The sequence below is a fragment of the Mycobacterium sp. 1165196.3 genome (assembly GCF_001673415.1).
GTDB classification, from domain to species: Bacteria; Actinomycetota; Actinomycetes; order Mycobacteriales; family Mycobacteriaceae; genus Mycobacterium; species Mycobacterium europaeum_A.
In genome coordinates this window covers 1-15,977 of the sequence record NZ_LZLU01000273.1, presented here as the reverse complement: position 1 = coordinate 15,977, position 15,977 = coordinate 1, and the positions used below count along the sequence as shown (strand labels likewise).

Here is a 15,977-nt window from a genome sequence, read left to right as displayed (position 1 = left end):
TTACGGGTCGGGCTGACGGTTCTCCGGCGAGGACGCGTAGATTCGCCCGCCGATCTTCAAATACGGCGTGGTGAGGTAGGCCGAAAAGGCGACGATGGCGGAAAACACCGCCGCCGCGAGCACGCCGTTCGGCCAGAGTTGCCCCGTCCCGACCGCAAAGCAGACGATGCCGATGGCCGCGGTCGCCCAGTAGAACCGCCGGCCGGCGCGACGGTGTTTGACGAAGCGATAGCGCGCCTGTGCCGCCGAGGCCAGGATGAAGATCAATCCCGTCGCCAGCAGGGTGAGTTCGATGCGTTGGATCGCGGACACGTCGACGATCCTATGGCCGCGTCCGCGGTTCGGTATCGAATGCTGCGACCTTTCTCGGCGTCGTGCTCTGCGGCGCTCACGGATGCGGATTCATCGATGATCTCGCGGGTATCAGTGGGAAACATGTTGGCGTGTCACGGGAGCAGGTGAGGGGATGCCTGGTACGGCCGGCCCCGCGCGGCCACGGCGGGAAAGCGGCTTGCGGCGGTCGCTGCAGGAATTCCTGGCCGTGCCGCTGGTGATGATCTTGGGGTTCATCGTGCTGGCGGTCGTCACCAGCGTGTTGGACCGCACCGATATCGGGTGGCTGCAGCCGGTTCAGCAGGCTCTCGCCAAAGTGGCGCCGCCGCAACAGAACCAGTCGATGTTGCGCACCGTTGCGCCGGGCGTGCTCACCTTGATGACCATCACGTTCTTTCAGCTTTTGACGCTGGTGAACCGGATGGCCGATGTCTTCACGTGGGTGGTCGTCGAGCAATTTCTCAGTCGCCGCGCCCACAAGGCCTTCTTCGGATACTTCGCCGGGCTCTCCACGTACTACGTGATCGTGCTGACGTTGGCCGATCCGCAACGAGCCGTGTTTTCCACCGTCGTCGCGCTGATCTTGAGCGTGCTCGCGCTGGTGGGGCTGGTGGTCTTCGGCTACCTGGTTCTCGACCAGCTGCGTCCGCCCTCGGTGGTCGAACGCATCGTGCAGCTCACCGTCGCCACCCGTGCCGAGCAGTCGGCGTGGTTGCGGCGGCTGCGGGACAAACCTCAACTCGAGCGGCTGCCCACCACCATCGTTCGGTCGGAGTGCAGCGGCTATCTCGTCGACATCGACGTGGACAGCCTTGGTCGGGCTCTCGAATCAACCAGCGGCGCAGTCGAAGTCGAGTTTTGCGTCAGGCTGGGTAGCCACATGGTCGAAGGATCGGCACTCGCCGGGGTGCGTGCCGAGCGTCAGGCCGACCGGGAACGGCTGGCCGGGGCGGTTTATGACGCGTTGCGCTGCGGCCGTGAGCGACAACTCAACCGGGAACCGGTTTACGGGGTGCATCAGCTCTCGAGCATCGGATGGGCGTCGGCTACACAGCGCGATCCGGAAGCGGCCTTGGTGACGATAGACGGATTGCACACCCTGTTGGCGCACTGGGTGCACCGATCGCCGTCATCCGGTGGAACGCAGCCCGACGACGAACCGCTGCCGGTCGTTTACCGTGACACCGCGATTCCGGAAGTGTTGTCCGCACTTTCGAGCATCGCGGTGGGTGCCGCCCAGGGCGGGCAACACCAGACCTGCGCCCAGGTTTTCAACGTCTTCGCCATGGCCCTTCCGGACCTTCCCGCGGAGTACCAACGCATGGTGACGGCACAACTGCGCCACGCGTTGCCTGGCGCCGCCAGGCATCCCCTGACCAATGAGATGGAGCGAGCGCTCACCGCGTTGGGCCGTGCGCTGTCGGACAATGGTCAGGCCGGCGCGGCGGCGGAAGTCGCCCGCCTCGGCTCACGGTTGGGCAATCAGCAGTCCGAGGGCTGACAGCAAGACCATTCAGCTCAAGTGCCCAGCATCTGCCATAGAAACGAGTAGGTCAGCGCGGACTTGAACGCCACCTGCTCGTTGTCCGCCGCGCCGGCGTGCCCGCCCTCGATGTTCTCGTAGTAGAAGACCTGATGACCGGCGGCCTCGAGTGCTGCCGTCATCTTGCGGGCATGCCCCGGGTGCACCCGGTCATCGCGGGTGGAGGTGGTCATCAGCACCGGTGGGTAGCGGCGCGTCGCCGAAATGTTTTGATAGGGCGAGTATTCGGAGATGAATGCCCAGTCGTCGGGGTTGTCGGGGTCGCCGTACTCGGCGACCCAGGAGGCGCCGGCCAGCAGCAGGTGGTAGCGCTTCATGTCCAGCAGGGGCACGCTGCACACCAGCGCCCCGAACCGCTCGGGGTACTGCGTCAGCATGATGCCCATCAGCAGGCCCCCGTTGCTGCCGCCCTGCGCCCCGAGCTGCTCGACCGTGGTGATGCCGCGATCCACCAAATCGGTTGCGACGGCGGCGAAGTCCTCGGCCACCTTGTGCCGGCCCTCCCGCATCGCCTGGGTGTGCCAGCCGGGACCGTATTCGCCCCCGCCGCGAATGTTGGCCAGGACGTAGGTGCCCCCACGGGCCAGCCACAGCCGGCCCAGCACGCCGCTGTAGCCCGGCGTGTTCGACGATTCGAAGCCGCCGTAGCCGTAGAGCAGGGTGGGCGCCGGCCCGTCGGCGGCCTGCGGACCGCCGGGCCGCACCACGAAGTAGGGGATCGACGTGCCGTCCTGTGACGTGACGAAGTTCTGTGTCACCGAGATGTTTTCGGCGTCGAAGAAGGCCGGCGCGGACTTGATCTGCTCGAGCCGGCCGTCGTCGGTTCCGCGCATCAGCCGTGACGGCGAGTCGAATCCGCTGGAATCCAAAAAGAATTCGTCGCCGGTGTCGTCGGCGGAGACGACGACGGTATTGGTCGCGGCGGGAATCCCGGCCACCGGCTCGCGTCGCCAGTCACCTTGTGACGATCGCAAGCGCGGCGGAGCCGGGCGCAGCGGGTCGTCACGCGATGGTGACGATCGCAAGCGCGGCGGGTCGTCACGCGATGGCGGCGTGACGATCTCCACGCGGCTGGCCACGTCGGCGAGTGTGACGATCAGCAGCCGGTGCTTGGTCCACGTGTAGTGGTTGAGCGCGGTGTGCTCGTCGGGTTCGAACACCACCTGCAATTGCGCTGTGCCGGCGAGGAATTCCTCGTAATTCGCGGCCAGCAGCGACCCGGCGGTATAGCTGGACTCGCCCAACGACCAGTCGCTGCGCAGCTCGATCAACAGCCACTCGCGGTGCAGACTCACGCTGGCGTCGGTGGGCGCGTCGATGCGGATCAGTTCCGACCCACGCAACTCGTAGACCTCTTCGTTCCAGAAGTCCAAGGCCCGGCCGATCAGGGTGCGTTCGAACCCGGGGATCCGGCTGGCGCTGGCCACCACGTTGACGTCGGAGCGAGATCCCTCGAAGACCGTCTCGGCGTCGGCGAGGGGGGTGCCGCGGCGCCATCGTTTGACCACCCGTGGATAGCCGGAGTCGGTCAGCGAATCCTCGCCGAAGTCGGTGCCGACCAGCACGGTGTCCGGATCGGCCCAGCTCACCTGCGACTTGGCCTCGGGTAGCGCGAACCCGTCGTCGACGAATTTCCTTGTTTCCATGTCGAATTCGCGCACGATGGAGGCGTCGGAGCCGCCGCGGGAGAGGCTGACCAACGCGCGGGTGTATTCCGGGTAGATGACGCCGGCGCCGGCCCACACCCACTTCTCGCCGTCGGCCCGACCCAGTTCGTCGACGTCGATCAGCACGTCCCACTCCGGGGAGTCGGTGCGGTAGCTGTCCAGTGTGGTGCGCCGCCACAGCCCGCGGGGGTTGGCCGCATCGCGCCAGAAGTTGTAGAGGTACTCGCCGCGGCGGACCACGTAGGGGATGCGGGCGTCGGTGTCGAGCACCTCGAGCGCCTCGATGCGCATCCGCTCGAAATTCTCGTCGCGAAAGCGCGCCAGTGTCGGCTCGTTACGCGCCCGCACCCAGTCCAGCGCCTCGTCACCGGTGACGTCCTCGAGCCACAGGTATGGGTCCTCAGTCATGCCGCCATTCTTACGGCCGCAGGACGCGGGCTCTTACGTCGCCCTCGTAACCATCGCGGCCCACGGGATCTCGAGGGCGCCGTCGCGCTGGTAGGGCGTCAGCGACGGTGCGAGGGTCGCGCGGATCGCGTCGATCTGCGCGGGGTCCAGGGAGGCCACCAGTTCCACCACCGGGCCGGCGAGCCCGGTGACATGCGCCCAGTGCTCGTCCGGGCTGTCGAAACGCATGACCCCGGTGATCTCTTCGACGGCGACGTCCGCGAACCCGCCCGCATCGGCCAGGGCCCGGTTGCTTTCGGGGGTGGCGAGGGAGAAAGGACCGCCTGGGGCGAACGGGTCGCCGGGCGGCGTGACCCCGTTCTGCAGCATCGCGACCACCAGGTGGAAGAGCCACGGGTTGCGGTCCGGCGGTCCCCACGTCGCGTAGGCGAACCGACCGCCCGGCCGCAAGACCCGCCGGACCTCCGCGACCGCCCTCTGCTGCCCCGGCATGAGCATCAGCCCGAAGCGCGAAAGCACCCCGTCGATGCTGGCGTCCGGCAGATCGAGCTGTTCGGCGTCGAGTTCGCGACATTCGACGTTGTGCAGGCCCCGCTCGTCGGCCCCGCGACGCGCTGCCGCCACCATCTCGGGCGCAAAATCGCTGGAGATCAGGCGGCCCCTGGGACCGAGCCGGTCCGCGACGAGAAAGCCGGTCTCGCCCGGGCCCGCCGCCACCTCCAGAACGGTCTGGCCCGGTTGCGGATCAACCTGCTCGACGAGCCATTCGGACACCGCGCGCACGTCGCCGAACATGCGTTCCCGGTGCTGTTCCCAGGCCGGTGCCACGGATCTCCACTGCCGAAGCGCCTCCTCGGCTGAATGCGTCTCGGCCATGCTCGTCCCCCGCGTCGACCCGACATCCCCGGATGAGTGCAGCGTACTGTGAGCTGTGTCACGAGGGAAGGAGCCGAAAAGATGGCTGTTTTCGCACGTCCAGGTTCTGCCGGGGCGTTGATGTCGTACGAATCCCGCTACGAGAATTTCATTGGCGGGCAGTGGGTTGCGCCCGCCAAGGGCCGCTACTTCGAGAACCCGACCCCGGTCACCGGCCAGCCGTTCTGCGAGGTGGCCCGCTCCGACGAGGCCGACATCGACACGGCACTGGATGCCGCGCACGCCGCCGCCCCGGCGTGGGGCAAGACGGCACCCGCGGAGCGCGCGGCAATCCTGAACAAGATCGCCGACCGCATCGAGGAGCACACCGCCGCGCTGGCGGTGGCCGAGGTCTGGGACAACGGCAAGCCGATCCGCGAGGCGTTGGCCGCCGACATTCCGTTGGCCGCCGACCACTTCCGCTACTTCGCCGCGGCGCTGCGCGCGCAGGAGGGCGCGCTGAGCCAGATCGATGACGACACCGTGGCTTACCACTTCCACGAGCCGCTCGGAGTGGTCGGGCAGATCATCCCGTGGAACTTCCCGATCCTGATGGGTGCCTGGAAGCTGGCGCCCGCGCTGGCGGCCGGCAACGCGGTGGTGCTCAAACCCGCTGAGCAGACACCGGTTTCGGTGCTCTACCTGATGTCGCTGATCGGCGACCTGCTCCCGCCGGGAGTGGTCAACGTCGTCAACGGATTCGGCGCCGAGGCCGGCAAGCCGCTGGCGTCGAGCAACCGGATCGCCAAGATCGCGTTCACCGGCGAGACCACCACCGGGCGGCTGATCATGCAGTACGCGTCGCAAAACCTCATCCCGGTCACGCTGGAGCTCGGCGGCAAGAGCCCCAATATCTTTTTCTCCGACGTGATGGCCAAGGCCGACGACTACCAGGACAAGGCGCTGGAGGGCTTCACCATGTTCGCCCTCAACCAGGGCGAGGTGTGCACGTGCCCGTCGCGCAGCCTGGTTCAGGCCGACATCTACGACGAGTTCCTCGAACTGGCCGCGATCCGCACCAAGGCAGTCCGCCAGGGTGATCCGCTGGACAGCGAGACCATGCTGGGCTCGCAGGCCTCCAACGACCAGTTGGAAAAGGTGTTGTCCTACATCGAGATCGGCAAAAACGAAGGCGCCAAGGTGATCACCGGCGGCGAACGCGCCGAGCTCGGCGGCGACCTGTCCGGCGGCTTCTACATGCAGCCCACCATCTTCAGTGGCGACAACAAGATGCGGGTCTTTCAGGAGGAGATATTCGGGCCGGTGGTCACGGTGACGTCGTTCGCCGATTACGACGACGCCATCTCGATCGCCAACGACACCCTGTATGGCCTGGGGGCCGGGGTGTGGAGCCGCGACGGCAACACCGCCTACCGGGCCGGGCGCGACATCCAGGCCGGCCGGGTGTGGGTGAACTGCTACCACGTCTATCCCGCCCACGCCGCGTTCGGCGGCTACAAGCAGTCCGGCATCGGCCGGGAGAACCACAAGATGATGCTCGACCACTATCAGCAGACCAAGAACCTGCTGGTGTCCTACTCCGAAAAGGCGCAAGGGTTCTTCTGATGCTTCCGCCCCCCGGGGTGGTCATCACCGCCCCGGCCGCCGAGGTGCTGGCGCGGTTGCAGGCCGCCCACGGCCCGGTGATGTTCCACCAGTCCGGTGGCTGCTGCGATGGGTCGTCGCCGATGTGTTATCCGCTCGGCGATTTCCTGGTCGGCGATCGCGACGTCTTGCTCGGCGTCCTCGACGTCGGGACAGACGGTGTGCCGGTGTGGATTTCGGGTCCGCAGTACACCGCCCACTATCGCGACAAGCACACCCAGCTGGTCATCGACGTGGTGCCCGGCCGCGGGGGCGGGTTCAGCCTGGAGGCGCCCGACGGCGTGCGGTTCCTGTCCCGCGGTCGCGTCTTCACCGACGACGAACGGGCCGCAATGGCCGCCGCCGCGGTGATCACCGGCGCGGATTACGAACGCGGTGAACGCCCCCCGGCACGGGGTCCGGTGGTGGCCGACGCGGCGTCGTCAACGTGCCCCCCGCGCGGGTAGCCGCAGTACAGTCGAGAAAGTGATTCCCCTTCCGCGTCCCTGGTTGTTGGCCAGCGCCATGCTGATCGGCAGTGCGGTCGGACTTTTGGCGGGCGTGGCCTGCACCCTGGCGATTCACGCCAGCGTCCGCCCGGGCGTCGCCATCGCGTCGGTGGTCGGCATCCCCAGCGTCGTAGGGCTGGCGACGATCCTGTTCTCCGGGCGCCGGTGGGTCACCATGCTCGGGGCGTTCCTGCTGTCGGTGGCGCCCGGCTGGTTCGGTGTGCTCGTCGCGCTACGGGTGACCGCCGGTGGCTGACGACAAGGACGCCTCGAGCCCCGGCACCGAGGCGTTCGTACCGGACTTCTCGGATGACGAAGACGACTCCGAGCACACCGGCACCCAATCCTGGGTGCCCGATTTCGATGACGAGACCGGCGAGCACCCCGCGGTGGCCGAGCCGGAGCCCGCCGCCGCACCGGCGGCAGCCGCGACGCCGGAGGCTAGCGAGCAGGAGTCGCCCGAGCCCGTCGGCCCCGTGCAACCGATCAACGTGCCCGGCCGGTATCTCTACCTCAGGTGGTGGAAGCTGGCCCTGGTGCTGCTGGGCGTGTGGTCCGCGGCGGCCGTGATCGGGCTGGGGCTGTTCTCTTGGTGGTACCACTCGTCCGACAAGACGGCGGCGCTGTTCGCCGTCCTGGCCTACGTGGTGGTGTGCATCGTCGGCTCGGTGATGCTGGCGATGACCGAAGGCCGGCCGCTGATCTCGGCGCTCGCGGTGGCGCTGATGTCCGGGCCGTTCGCGTCGCTGGTCGCCGCGGCACCCCTGTACGGCTACTACCACTGCGAGCGAGCGGGGCACTGTCTGGTCGGTGTCATTCCCTATTGACGGCTCGCCCGGGCGGCCGCCAGAGGCCGCGGCCAACTAGGGTGGGCTCGTGACTTCTCACTATGACGTCGTCGTCCTCGGGGCCGGTCCCGGCGGATATGTCGCAGCCATTCGCGCCGCACAGCTGGGGCTGAGCACCGCGGTGATCGAACCGAAGTACTGGGGTGGCGTCTGCCTCAACGTCGGGTGCATCCCCTCCAAGGCGCTGCTGCGCAACGCCGAACTCGCCCACATCTTCACCAAAGAGGCCAAGACGTTTGGCATCAGCGGCGAGGCGACCTTCGACTACGGCGCCGCGTTTGACCGCAGCCGCAAGGTGGCCGAGGGCCGCGTCGCCGGCGTGCACTTCCTGATGAAGAAGAACAAGATCACCGAAATCCATGGCTACGGCCGCTTCACCGACGCCAACACGATCTCCGTCGAGCTCAACGAGGGCGGCACGGAGACGGTGACTTTCGACAACGCCATCATCGCCACCGGCAGCAGCACCCGCCTGGTCCCCGGCACGTCGCTGTCGGCCAACGTGGTCACCTACGAGGAACTGATCCTGTCCCGCGAGCTGCCGGAGTCGATCATCATCGCCGGTTGCGGGGCGATCGGCATGGAGTTCGGCTATGTGCTGAAGAACTACGGCGTCGACGTGACCGTCGTCGAGTTCCTGCCGCGCGCGCTGCCGAACGAGGACGCCGATGTCTCCAAGGAGGTCGAGCGGCAGTTCAAGAAGCTGGGCGTGAAGATATTGACCAGCACCAAGGTCGAGTCGATCTCCGACAACGGCTCCGAGGTGACCGTGGTGGTCAGCAAGGACGGTAACTCGCAGGAACTCAAGGCCGCAAAGGTGTTGCAGGCCATCGGTTTTGCCCCAAATGTCGAGGGCTACGGCCTGGAGGCGGCCGGCGTCGCGCTGACCGACCGCAAGGCCATCGGAATCACCGACTACATGCGGACCAACATCGAGCACATCTACGCCATCGGCGACGTCACCGGAAAGTTGCAGCTGGCCCACGTCGCTGAGGCCCAGGGTGTGGTGGCGGCCGAAACCATCGCCGGCGCAGAGACTTTGGCGCTCGGTGACTACCGGATGATGCCGCGCGCGACGTTCTGCCAGCCCAACGTCGCCAGCTTCGGGCTCACCGAGGAGCAGGCTCGCGAGGAGGGCCACGACGTGGTGGTGGCGAAGTTTCCGTTCACCGCCAACGGCAAGGCCCACGGCGTGGGCGACCCCAGCGGGTTCGTCAAGCTGATCGCCGACGCGAAATACGGTGAGCTGCTGGGCGGACACCTGGTCGGCCACGACGTCTCAGAGTTGCTTCCGGAGCTGACGCTGGCCCAGAAGTGGGACCTGACCGCAACCGAGCTTGCCCGCAACGTCCACACCCACCCGACCATGTCCGAGGCACTGCAGGAATGCTTCCACGGCCTGACCGGGCACATGATCAATTTCTGAGTAAGAGATATGCGCACCGTCACCCCTCAGGCCCTCGCGGGTGCCGTCGGTGGCCTGGCGACCGGTTATGTCCTGTGGCTGCTGGCCATTTCGAACGGCGACAACGCGACCGCCGGCCACTGGGGCCCGCTGGTGCTGCTGGCGTCGGTGGTGCTGGGGATCGGCGCCGCGCTGTGGGGCTTGCGGCAGCGCCGGCGGGGCAAGCGGCCGTGGGCGGCGTTCGCCTTCGCGCTGCCGGTGCTTCCCGTGATACTGACGCTGGCCATCCTCGCCGACGTCTACCTGTAGCTAGCGCGGATGGTCCAGCGGAATCTCGAGCGCTGACATGGTCGCGGCCAGACCGTCGTATTGGCTTGCGAGCAAACAGAATTCGATCAGCTGCCGCCGATCCAGGTGGGCGGCCAGCGCCTGCCAGGTCTCGGCGGTGACCGTCCGGTCCTTGACGAACTCGTCCGTCGCCGACAGCAGCGCCTGCTGACGCACCGTCAGGCGCGCATCGACCGGGTCCAACCGCTGCGGCCACGCGAAGATCGCGGCCTGCAGATCGGCGTCGAGCCCGGCGGTGCGCGCCATCCGGCGATGGTGCTGCAACTCGTATTCGCACGAGCGCAGGTGCGCGACGCGCAGGATCACCAATTCGGTGTCGATGGTCGGGAGCTTGCCGCGCAGCAGTCGGCCCCCGTAGGCCAGCCAGGTCCAGAACAGCAACCGGCGCTGCCCCAGGGTGGTGAACAGGTGCATCTCCGGGGCCCGCACGGTGCGCGCACCCAGCTTGGCGATCACCCAGTTGATCGGCCCGAGTTCGCGGAACCGCCCCGGCGGGATGCGGCCGTCCGCCGGCGCGCTCATGGCTGGGTCACCAGGTAGGGCGACACCGTGCTGCGGTGCTCGTCGAGATCGAGTGCGCGGCCGAGTGCGGGGAAGGCGCGCTGTGGGCAATTGTCGCGTTCGCAGACCCGACAGCCCGCGCCGATCGGTGTGGCCACTGTTCCTGGTTCCCCCGAGACGTCGAGTCCCTCCGAGTAGACCAGCCGGTGAGCGTGGCGAAGCTCGCAGCCCAGGCCGATCGCGAAGGTCTTACCCGGCTGACCATACCGGGCCGCGCGCCGTTCCACGGTGCGGGCCACCCACATGTAATTGCGGCCATCGGGCATCTGGGCGATCTGCACCAGGATCTTGCCCGGGTTGGCGAACGTCTCGTAGACATTCCACAGCGGGCAGGTGCCTCCGCTGGAGGAGAAGTGAAACCCGGTGGCGGACTGACGTTTTGACATGTTCCCGGCCCGGTCGACCCGGACGAACGAGAACGGCACACCGCGCATCGACGGCCGCTGCAACGTCGAAAGCCGGTGTGCGATGGTCTCGTAACTGATCGAGTAGAACGAGGACAGCCGCTCGACGTCGTAGCGGAAATTCTCCGCGACGTCGTGGAACTGGCGGTAGGGGAGCACGGTGGCCGCGGCGAAGTAGTTGGCCAGCCCCAGCCGGGCGAGGGTGTGTGACTCGTCGCTGGTGAACTTGCCCTCCTCGACCAAAGTGTCGATCAGATCGCCGAATTCGAGGTAGGCCAGTTCGGCGGCCATCTTGAACACCTGCTGTCCCAACGACAGGTGGTTGCTGAATTCCAGCGTCTTGGTTTCGGGATCGAAGCGGTGCAGCACGGTGTCGCCTAGATCGATCCGCCGGTTGATGTGCACACCGTGCACCTCGGTGAGCCGGCGGGTCAGCTCGCGCGCCAGATCGCCGTGGTGCAACCGCATCTTGCTGGTCAGATCCTCGGCGGCGGTGTCCAGCTCGTGCAGGTAGTTCTGTCGTTGGTAGAAGTAGTCGCGGACTTCCTCGTGCGGCATGGTGATCGACCCGCTACCGCTGCCGTCGGAGTACCGCTCCTCGGTGGCGGCCGCGAGCTGGGCCGTGGTGATCCGGTAGCGCCGGTGCAGGTTGACCACCGCGCGGGCCAACGCGGGATGGGCGCTGACCATCTCGGCGACCTCGGTGGGGTCGACGTCGATGTCCAGGTCCCGGTCCATGGTGACCTCGCGCAGCTCGGCGACCAGCCGGGTGTCGTCCTGGGAGGAGAAGAACGTCGCATCCACCCCGAACACCTCGGTGATGCGCAGCAGCACGGCCACGGTCAGGGGGCGGACGTCGTGCTCGATCTGGTTGAGGTAGCTCGGTGAGATCTCCAGCATCTGAGCCAGCGCGGCCTGGGAGAACCCGCGTTCGTTGCGAAGCTGGCGAACGCGTGACCCGACGAACGTTTTGGACACCTCTCCGAGGTTACCGGCCTTTGCGAAGATGGGAGTTCGCAGACTTGGCAATGCCTGCGGTCGCGCGGGATAGGTGTTCGACGCACCCCGTTGGGATGATGCGACCGGGGCGCAGGCCTTAGCCTGGGGTAACCACGAGGAGGAAACGGGAGCGACGCGGTGAGCCTGGATAAACAACTGATGCCGGTGCCCGACGGTCACCCTGACGTGTTCGACCGCCAGTGGCCGTTGCGGGTCGGCGATATCGACCGCACGGGTCGGTTGCGGCTGGACGCCGCGGCGCGCCACATCCAGGACATCGGCCAGGACCAGCTGCGCGAGATGGGCTTCGAGGAGACCCATCCGCTGTGGATCGTCCGGCGCACCATGCTCGACCTGGTCCGACCGATCGAGTTCAACGACATGCTGCGCCTGCGTCGCTGGTGTTCGGGCACGTCGAACCGGTGGTGCGAGATGCGGGTCCGCATCGATGGCCGCAAGGGTGGGCTCATCGAGTCCGAGGCGTTCTGGATCAACATCAACCGCGAAACCCAGATGCCCTCGCGCATCGCCGACGACTTCCTGGCCGGACTGCACAAGACCACTTCCGTCGACCGGCTGCGGTGGAAGTCGTATCTCAAGCCGGGCAGCCGCGACGACGCGGTCGAGATCCACGAGTTTCCGGTCCGGGTCACCGACATCGACCTGTTCGACCACATGAACAACTCCGTGTACTGGAGCGTGATCGAGGACTATCTGGCGTCCCATCTGGAGCTGATGCGGACCCCGCTGCGCGTCACCATCGAGCACGAGGCGCCGGTGGCGCTGGGCGACAAGCTGGAGATCATCTCGCACGTCCACCCTGCCGGATCCACCGAACAATTCGGTACCGAACTGGCCGATCGGACTGTTACAACGCTCACATATGCCGTCGGCGACGAGGCGAAAGCCGTCGCCGCGATCTTTGCTCGCTAACAGGACAAGCGTCCCGGTTAATTTGCGGTGTGACCTGCGGCTTTGGGGTTACTGACGGGTAGCTTCTGAAACGGTTAAGTTTGTTCGCAGCTTAGCAAACTTCGCAAAATCGGTCGGTCCCGTTGCTTAAATTGGCAACTGAAACGGGTGGACCAGCCCCTATGAGCTGTGCCATCTTCGAGTTAGCACACCAGCGAAGTTGAGCCGCTAGCTACCGCCGGTGCGGCGTCCGCAACTCAGTAGTGAAGACCGTGAAGGAGCATGCCCAATGTCTGTCGTTGGCACCCCCAAGAGCGCCGAACAGATCCAGAAGGACTGGGACACCAACCCGCGTTGGAAGGGTGTCACCCGGACCTACACGGCCGAGGACGTCGTCGCCCTGCAAGGCACCGTAGTCGAGGAGGCCACCCTGGCCCGCCGCGGCGCCGAGGTGCTCTGGGAGCAGCTGCACGACCTGGAGTACATCAACGCGCTGGGCGCCCTGACCGGCAACATGGCCGTGCAGCAGGTGCGCGCGGGCCTGAAGGCCATCTACCTGTCGGGTTGGCAGGTCGCCGGTGATGCGAACCTGTCCGGCCACACCTACCCCGACCAGAGCCTGTACCCGGCCAACTCGGTGCCGCAGGTGGTGCGCCGGATCAACAACGCGCTGCTGCGCGCCGACGAGATTGCCAAGGTCGAGGGTGACACCTCGGTGGAGAACTGGCTGGCGCCGATCGTCGCCGACGGTGAGGCCGGCTTCGGTGGTGCGCTCAACGTTTACGAGCTGCAGAAGGCCATGATCGCCGCCGGTGTGGCCGGCTCGCACTGGGAGGACCAGCTGGCCTCGGAGAAGAAGTGTGGACACCTGGGCGGCAAGGTGCTGATCCCGACCCAGCAGCACATCCGGACCCTGACCTCGGCCCGGCTGGCCGCCGACGTGTGCGACGTCCCCACCGTGGTCATCGCCCGCACCGACGCCGAGGCCGCCACGCTGATCACCTCCGACGTCGACGAGCGCGACCAGCCGTTCATCACCGGTGAGCGCACCAAGGAAGGCTTCTACCGGGTGCGCAACGGTCTCGAGCCGTGCATCGCCCGGGCCAAGGCCTACGCGCCGTACTCCGACCTGATCTGGATGGAGACCGGTACTCCGGACCTCGAGCTCGCCGCCAAGTTCGCCGAGGGCGTCAAGGCCGAGTTCCCCGACCAGATGCTGGCCTACAACTGCTCGCCGTCGTTCAACTGGAAGAAGCACCTGGACGACTCCACCATCGCGAAGTTCCAAAAGGAGCTTGCCGCAATGGGATTCAAGTTCCAGTTCATCACGCTGGCCGGCTTCCACGCCCTGAACTACTCGATGTTCGATCTGGCCTACGGCTACGCCCGCAACCAGATGAGCGCTTACGTCGAGCTGCAGGAGCGCGAGTTCGCCGCCGAGGAGCGCGGCTACACCGCGACCAAGCACCAGCGCGAGGTGGGTGCCGGTTACTTCGACCGCATCGCCACCACGGTGGACCCGACCTCGTCGACCACCGCGCTGACCGGCTCCACCGAAGAGGGTCAGTTTCACTGAGGACGAGCGGGCTTGCCGCGAGGACGAAGTGGAACCGAAGGCGTGAGTCACTGAGCCACCGGCCCTCGGCGCAAGCCGCGCCCCGAAATTGAGATGAAGTAGCGTAGGCCCCGCCCAGCTGATCCTGGGCGGGGCCTATTGCGGTGCAAGACGATACGGGTTACCGGAGAGAACCGGAGAGAGATCAAGTGAGTGACACAACGATTCAGCGCGTAGGAGTAGTCGGGGCCGGCCAGATGGGGTCGGGCATCGCCGAGGTCTCGGTCCGCGCCGGTGTCGACGTGACGGTGTTCGAGACCACCGACGCCCTCATCACGGCCGGCCGCAACCGCATCGTGAAGTCGCTCGAGCGCGGCGTCAGCGCCGGCAAGGTGACCGAGCGCGAACGCGACCGCGCGCTGAGCAAGCTCACCTTCACCACGGACCTGAAGGATCTCGCGGACCGCCAACTGGTCATCGAGGCGATCATCGAGGACGACGCCGTCAAGGCGCAGGTGTTCGCCGAGCTCGACCGGGTTATCACCGATCCCGACGCCGTGCTGGCCTCCAACACCTCCAGCATCCCGATCATGAAGATCGCCGCGGCCACCAAGAACCCGCAGCGCGTGCTCGGTCTGCACTTCTTCAACCCCGTTCCGGTGCTGCCGCTGGTCGAGTTGGTCAGCACGCTGGTCACCGACGAGGCCGCCGCCGCGCGCACCGAGGAGTTCGCGAGCGCGGTCCTGGGCAAGCAGGTGGTGCGCTGCTCCGACCGGTCCGGCTTCGTGGTGAACGCGCTGCTGGTGCCGTACCTGCTGTCGGCAATCCGCATGGTGGAAGCCGGTTTTGCCACCGTCGAAGACGTCGACAAGGCCGTGGTGGCCGGCTTGTCGCATCCGATGGGCCCCCTGCGGCTGTCCGACCTGGTCGGCCTGGACACGTTGAAGCTGATCGCGGACAAGATGTTCGAGGAGTTCAAGGAACCGCAGTATGCCCCGCCGCCGCTGTTGCTGCGCATGGTGGAGGCGGGCCGGCTCGGTAAGAAGACGGGCCGGGGCTTCTACTCCTACTGAGCGACGCTAACGACTCACCGGTGCCCGGATCGCCGGTCGTTGACCGGTCGGTTAGTATGCTCGCGTTGAATAGGACGAAAGGTTTTGTAGCGAGCATGACGAAATTGGAACCGTATTACGAGGAATCGCAGTCTATTTACGATGTCTCGAATGAATTTTTCGCATTATTCTTAGACGCGACGATGGGCTACACCTGCGCCTACTTCGAGCGTGATGACATGACTCTCGAAGAAGCCCAAATTGCGAAGTTCGACTTGGCGTTGGGAAAGCTGAACCTCGAGCCGGGGATGACGCTGCTCGACATCGGTTGCGGCTGGGGTGGCGCGCTGAAGCGGGCCGTCGAGAAGTACGACGTCAACGTCATCGGAATCACGCTGAGCCGCAATCAGTTTGAGTACAGCAAGAACAAGCTGGCCGGATTGCCGACCAGTCGCAACATCGAGGTGCGGTTGCAGGGCTGGGAAGAGTTCGAGGACAATGTCGACCGGATCGTCACGATTGGCGCCTTCGAAGCTTTCAAGATGGAGCGCTATCCCGCATTTTTCGAACGCGCCTACGAGATCCTTCCCGACGACGGCGGAATGCTGTTGCACACCATCGTTCGGCCGTCGTTCAAAGACGCGCGGGCCAAGGGCCTGAAGCTGACCCACGAAATCGTGCAGTTCTCGCAGTTCATCCTGGCCGAGATCTTCCCCGGCGGCTGGCTGCCGACGCCGCAGACCGTCGGCGAGTACGGAGTGACCGCGGGCTTCGACCTGACCCGCGTCCAGTCGCTGCAGCTGCACTACGCCAGGACCTTGGACCTGTGGGCCGAGGCACTCGAGGCCAATCGCGAGCAGGCGATCGCCATCCAGTCCCAGGAGGTCTACGACCGGTACATGAAGTACCTGACCGGCTGCGAAAACTTGTTCCG

General features: G+C 66.3%; 16 protein-coding genes. 11 read left to right on the top strand and 5 right to left on the bottom strand.

Going from position 1 to position 15,977, the window contains the following annotated elements:
• A complete protein-coding gene (locus A5659_RS26255) occupies positions 1–312 on the bottom strand; it encodes a hypothetical protein (RefSeq protein WP_066868448.1) in 312 nt (103 codons plus the stop codon).
• Positions 313–466: 154 nt separating this feature from the next.
• On the opposite strand from A5659_RS26255, the gene A5659_RS26250 reads away from it, so the two are divergent.
• Entirely contained in the window at positions 467–1,834 is a 1,368-nt protein-coding gene (locus tag A5659_RS26250; protein ID WP_082976193.1) for a DUF2254 family protein, read from the top strand.
• 17 nt (positions 1,835–1,851) lie between these two features.
• Here A5659_RS26250 and A5659_RS26245 read toward each other — a convergent pair whose 3' ends face one another.
• Positions 1,852–3,951 (bottom strand): prolyl oligopeptidase family protein, encoded by a 2,100-nt coding sequence (locus A5659_RS26245; protein WP_067185352.1) that lies wholly within the window; start codon positions 3,949–3,951, stop codon positions 1,852–1,854.
• A gap of 33 nt (positions 3,952–3,984) precedes the next feature.
• Positions 3,985–4,827, bottom strand: coding sequence for a class I SAM-dependent methyltransferase (locus A5659_RS26240; RefSeq protein WP_067185349.1), 843 nt, complete (start codon positions 4,825–4,827; stop codon positions 3,985–3,987).
• 81 nt (positions 4,828–4,908) lie between these two features.
• Here A5659_RS26240 and A5659_RS26235 point away from each other — a divergent pair, with 81 nt between their 5' ends.
• From A5659_RS26235 to A5659_RS26210, 6 genes are read left to right on the top strand one after another with little or no spacing between them, the layout of a single operon-like run.
• Positions 4,909–6,432 (top strand): aldehyde dehydrogenase family protein, encoded by a 1,524-nt coding sequence (locus tag A5659_RS26235; protein ID WP_067185345.1) that lies wholly within the window; start codon positions 4,909–4,911, stop codon positions 6,430–6,432.
• Positions 6,432–6,917, top strand: coding sequence for a DUF779 domain-containing protein (locus A5659_RS26230; RefSeq protein ID WP_066868755.1), 486 nt, complete (start codon positions 6,432–6,434; stop codon positions 6,915–6,917). The genes A5659_RS26235 and A5659_RS26230 overlap by 1 nt, the downstream gene beginning before the upstream one ends.
• A 19-nt stretch (positions 6,918–6,936) precedes the next feature.
• A complete protein-coding gene (locus tag A5659_RS26225) occupies positions 6,937–7,215 on the top strand; it encodes a putative holin (protein ID WP_197498233.1) in 279 nt (92 codons plus the stop codon).
• Positions 7,208–7,786: a hypothetical protein gene (locus tag A5659_RS26220; protein ID WP_067185340.1), complete on the top strand. Its 579-nt coding sequence runs from the start codon at positions 7,208–7,210 to the stop codon at positions 7,784–7,786. The genes A5659_RS26225 and A5659_RS26220 overlap by 8 nt, the downstream gene beginning before the upstream one ends.
• A gap of 49 nt (positions 7,787–7,835) precedes the next feature.
• Entirely contained in the window at positions 7,836–9,233 is a 1,398-nt protein-coding gene (lpdA, locus tag A5659_RS26215; protein WP_066868751.1) for a dihydrolipoyl dehydrogenase, read from the top strand.
• Positions 9,234–9,242: 9 nt separating this feature from the next.
• Complete coding sequence (locus A5659_RS26210) at positions 9,243–9,521, top strand: hypothetical protein (protein ID WP_066868749.1); 279 nt, start codon at positions 9,243–9,245, stop codon at positions 9,519–9,521.
• Here A5659_RS26210 and A5659_RS26205 read toward each other — a convergent pair whose 3' ends face one another.
• Positions 9,522–10,082, bottom strand: a complete 561-nt coding sequence (locus A5659_RS26205) for a carboxymuconolactone decarboxylase family protein (protein WP_066868747.1) — start codon at positions 10,080–10,082, stop codon at positions 9,522–9,524.
• On the bottom strand, positions 10,079–11,503 hold the full coding sequence (gene ramB, locus A5659_RS26200; protein ID WP_066868745.1) for an acetate metabolism transcriptional regulator RamB: 1,425 nt from the start codon (positions 11,501–11,503) through the stop codon (positions 10,079–10,081). The genes A5659_RS26205 and ramB overlap by 4 nt, the downstream gene beginning before the upstream one ends.
• A gap of 159 nt (positions 11,504–11,662) precedes the next feature.
• Here ramB and A5659_RS26195 point away from each other — a divergent pair, with 159 nt between their 5' ends.
• The 4 genes from A5659_RS26195 to A5659_RS26180 all read left to right on the top strand — a co-directional run.
• Positions 11,663–12,457 (top strand): acyl-[acyl-carrier-protein] thioesterase, encoded by a 795-nt coding sequence (locus tag A5659_RS26195; RefSeq protein WP_066868743.1) that lies wholly within the window; start codon positions 11,663–11,665, stop codon positions 12,455–12,457.
• A 268-nt stretch (positions 12,458–12,725) separates the two neighbouring features.
• A complete protein-coding gene (aceA, locus tag A5659_RS26190; protein ID WP_066868741.1) occupies positions 12,726–14,012 on the top strand; it encodes an isocitrate lyase in 1,287 nt (428 codons plus the stop codon).
• A 188-nt stretch (positions 14,013–14,200) separates the two neighbouring features.
• The gene (locus A5659_RS26185; protein WP_065153993.1) at positions 14,201–15,064 is read left to right on the top strand and encodes a 3-hydroxybutyryl-CoA dehydrogenase; all 864 of its coding nucleotides are present in this window, start codon (positions 14,201–14,203) and stop codon (positions 15,062–15,064) included.
• Between the two features lie 95 nt (positions 15,065–15,159).
• Positions 15,160–15,977: cyclopropane mycolic acid synthase family methyltransferase (locus A5659_RS26180; RefSeq protein ID WP_067185336.1), on the top strand; the 818-nt coding region annotated here is incomplete at its 3' end.

Excerpts from the sequence above, each read along its gene's own strand:
- A5659_RS26250 (WP_082976193.1), top strand. The coding sequence starts at position 467 with ATGCCTGGTACGGCCGGCCCCGCGCGGCCACGGCGGGAAAGCGGCTTG.
- A5659_RS26245 (WP_067185352.1), bottom strand. The coding sequence starts at position 3,951 with ATGACTGAGGACCCATACCTGTGGCTCGAGGACGTCACCGGTGACGAG.
- A5659_RS26240 (WP_067185349.1), bottom strand. The coding sequence starts at position 4,827 with ATGGCCGAGACGCATTCAGCCGAGGAGGCGCTTCGGCAGTGGAGATCC.
- A5659_RS26235 (WP_067185345.1), top strand. The coding sequence starts at position 4,909 with ATGGCTGTTTTCGCACGTCCAGGTTCTGCCGGGGCGTTGATGTCGTAC.
- A5659_RS26230 (WP_066868755.1), top strand. The coding sequence starts at position 6,432 with ATGCTTCCGCCCCCCGGGGTGGTCATCACCGCCCCGGCCGCCGAGGTG.
- A5659_RS26210 (WP_066868749.1), top strand. The coding sequence starts at position 9,243 with ATGCGCACCGTCACCCCTCAGGCCCTCGCGGGTGCCGTCGGTGGCCTG.
- A5659_RS26205 (WP_066868747.1), bottom strand. The coding sequence starts at position 10,082 with ATGAGCGCGCCGGCGGACGGCCGCATCCCGCCGGGGCGGTTCCGCGAA.
- aceA (WP_066868741.1), top strand. The coding sequence starts at position 12,726 with ATGTCTGTCGTTGGCACCCCCAAGAGCGCCGAACAGATCCAGAAGGAC.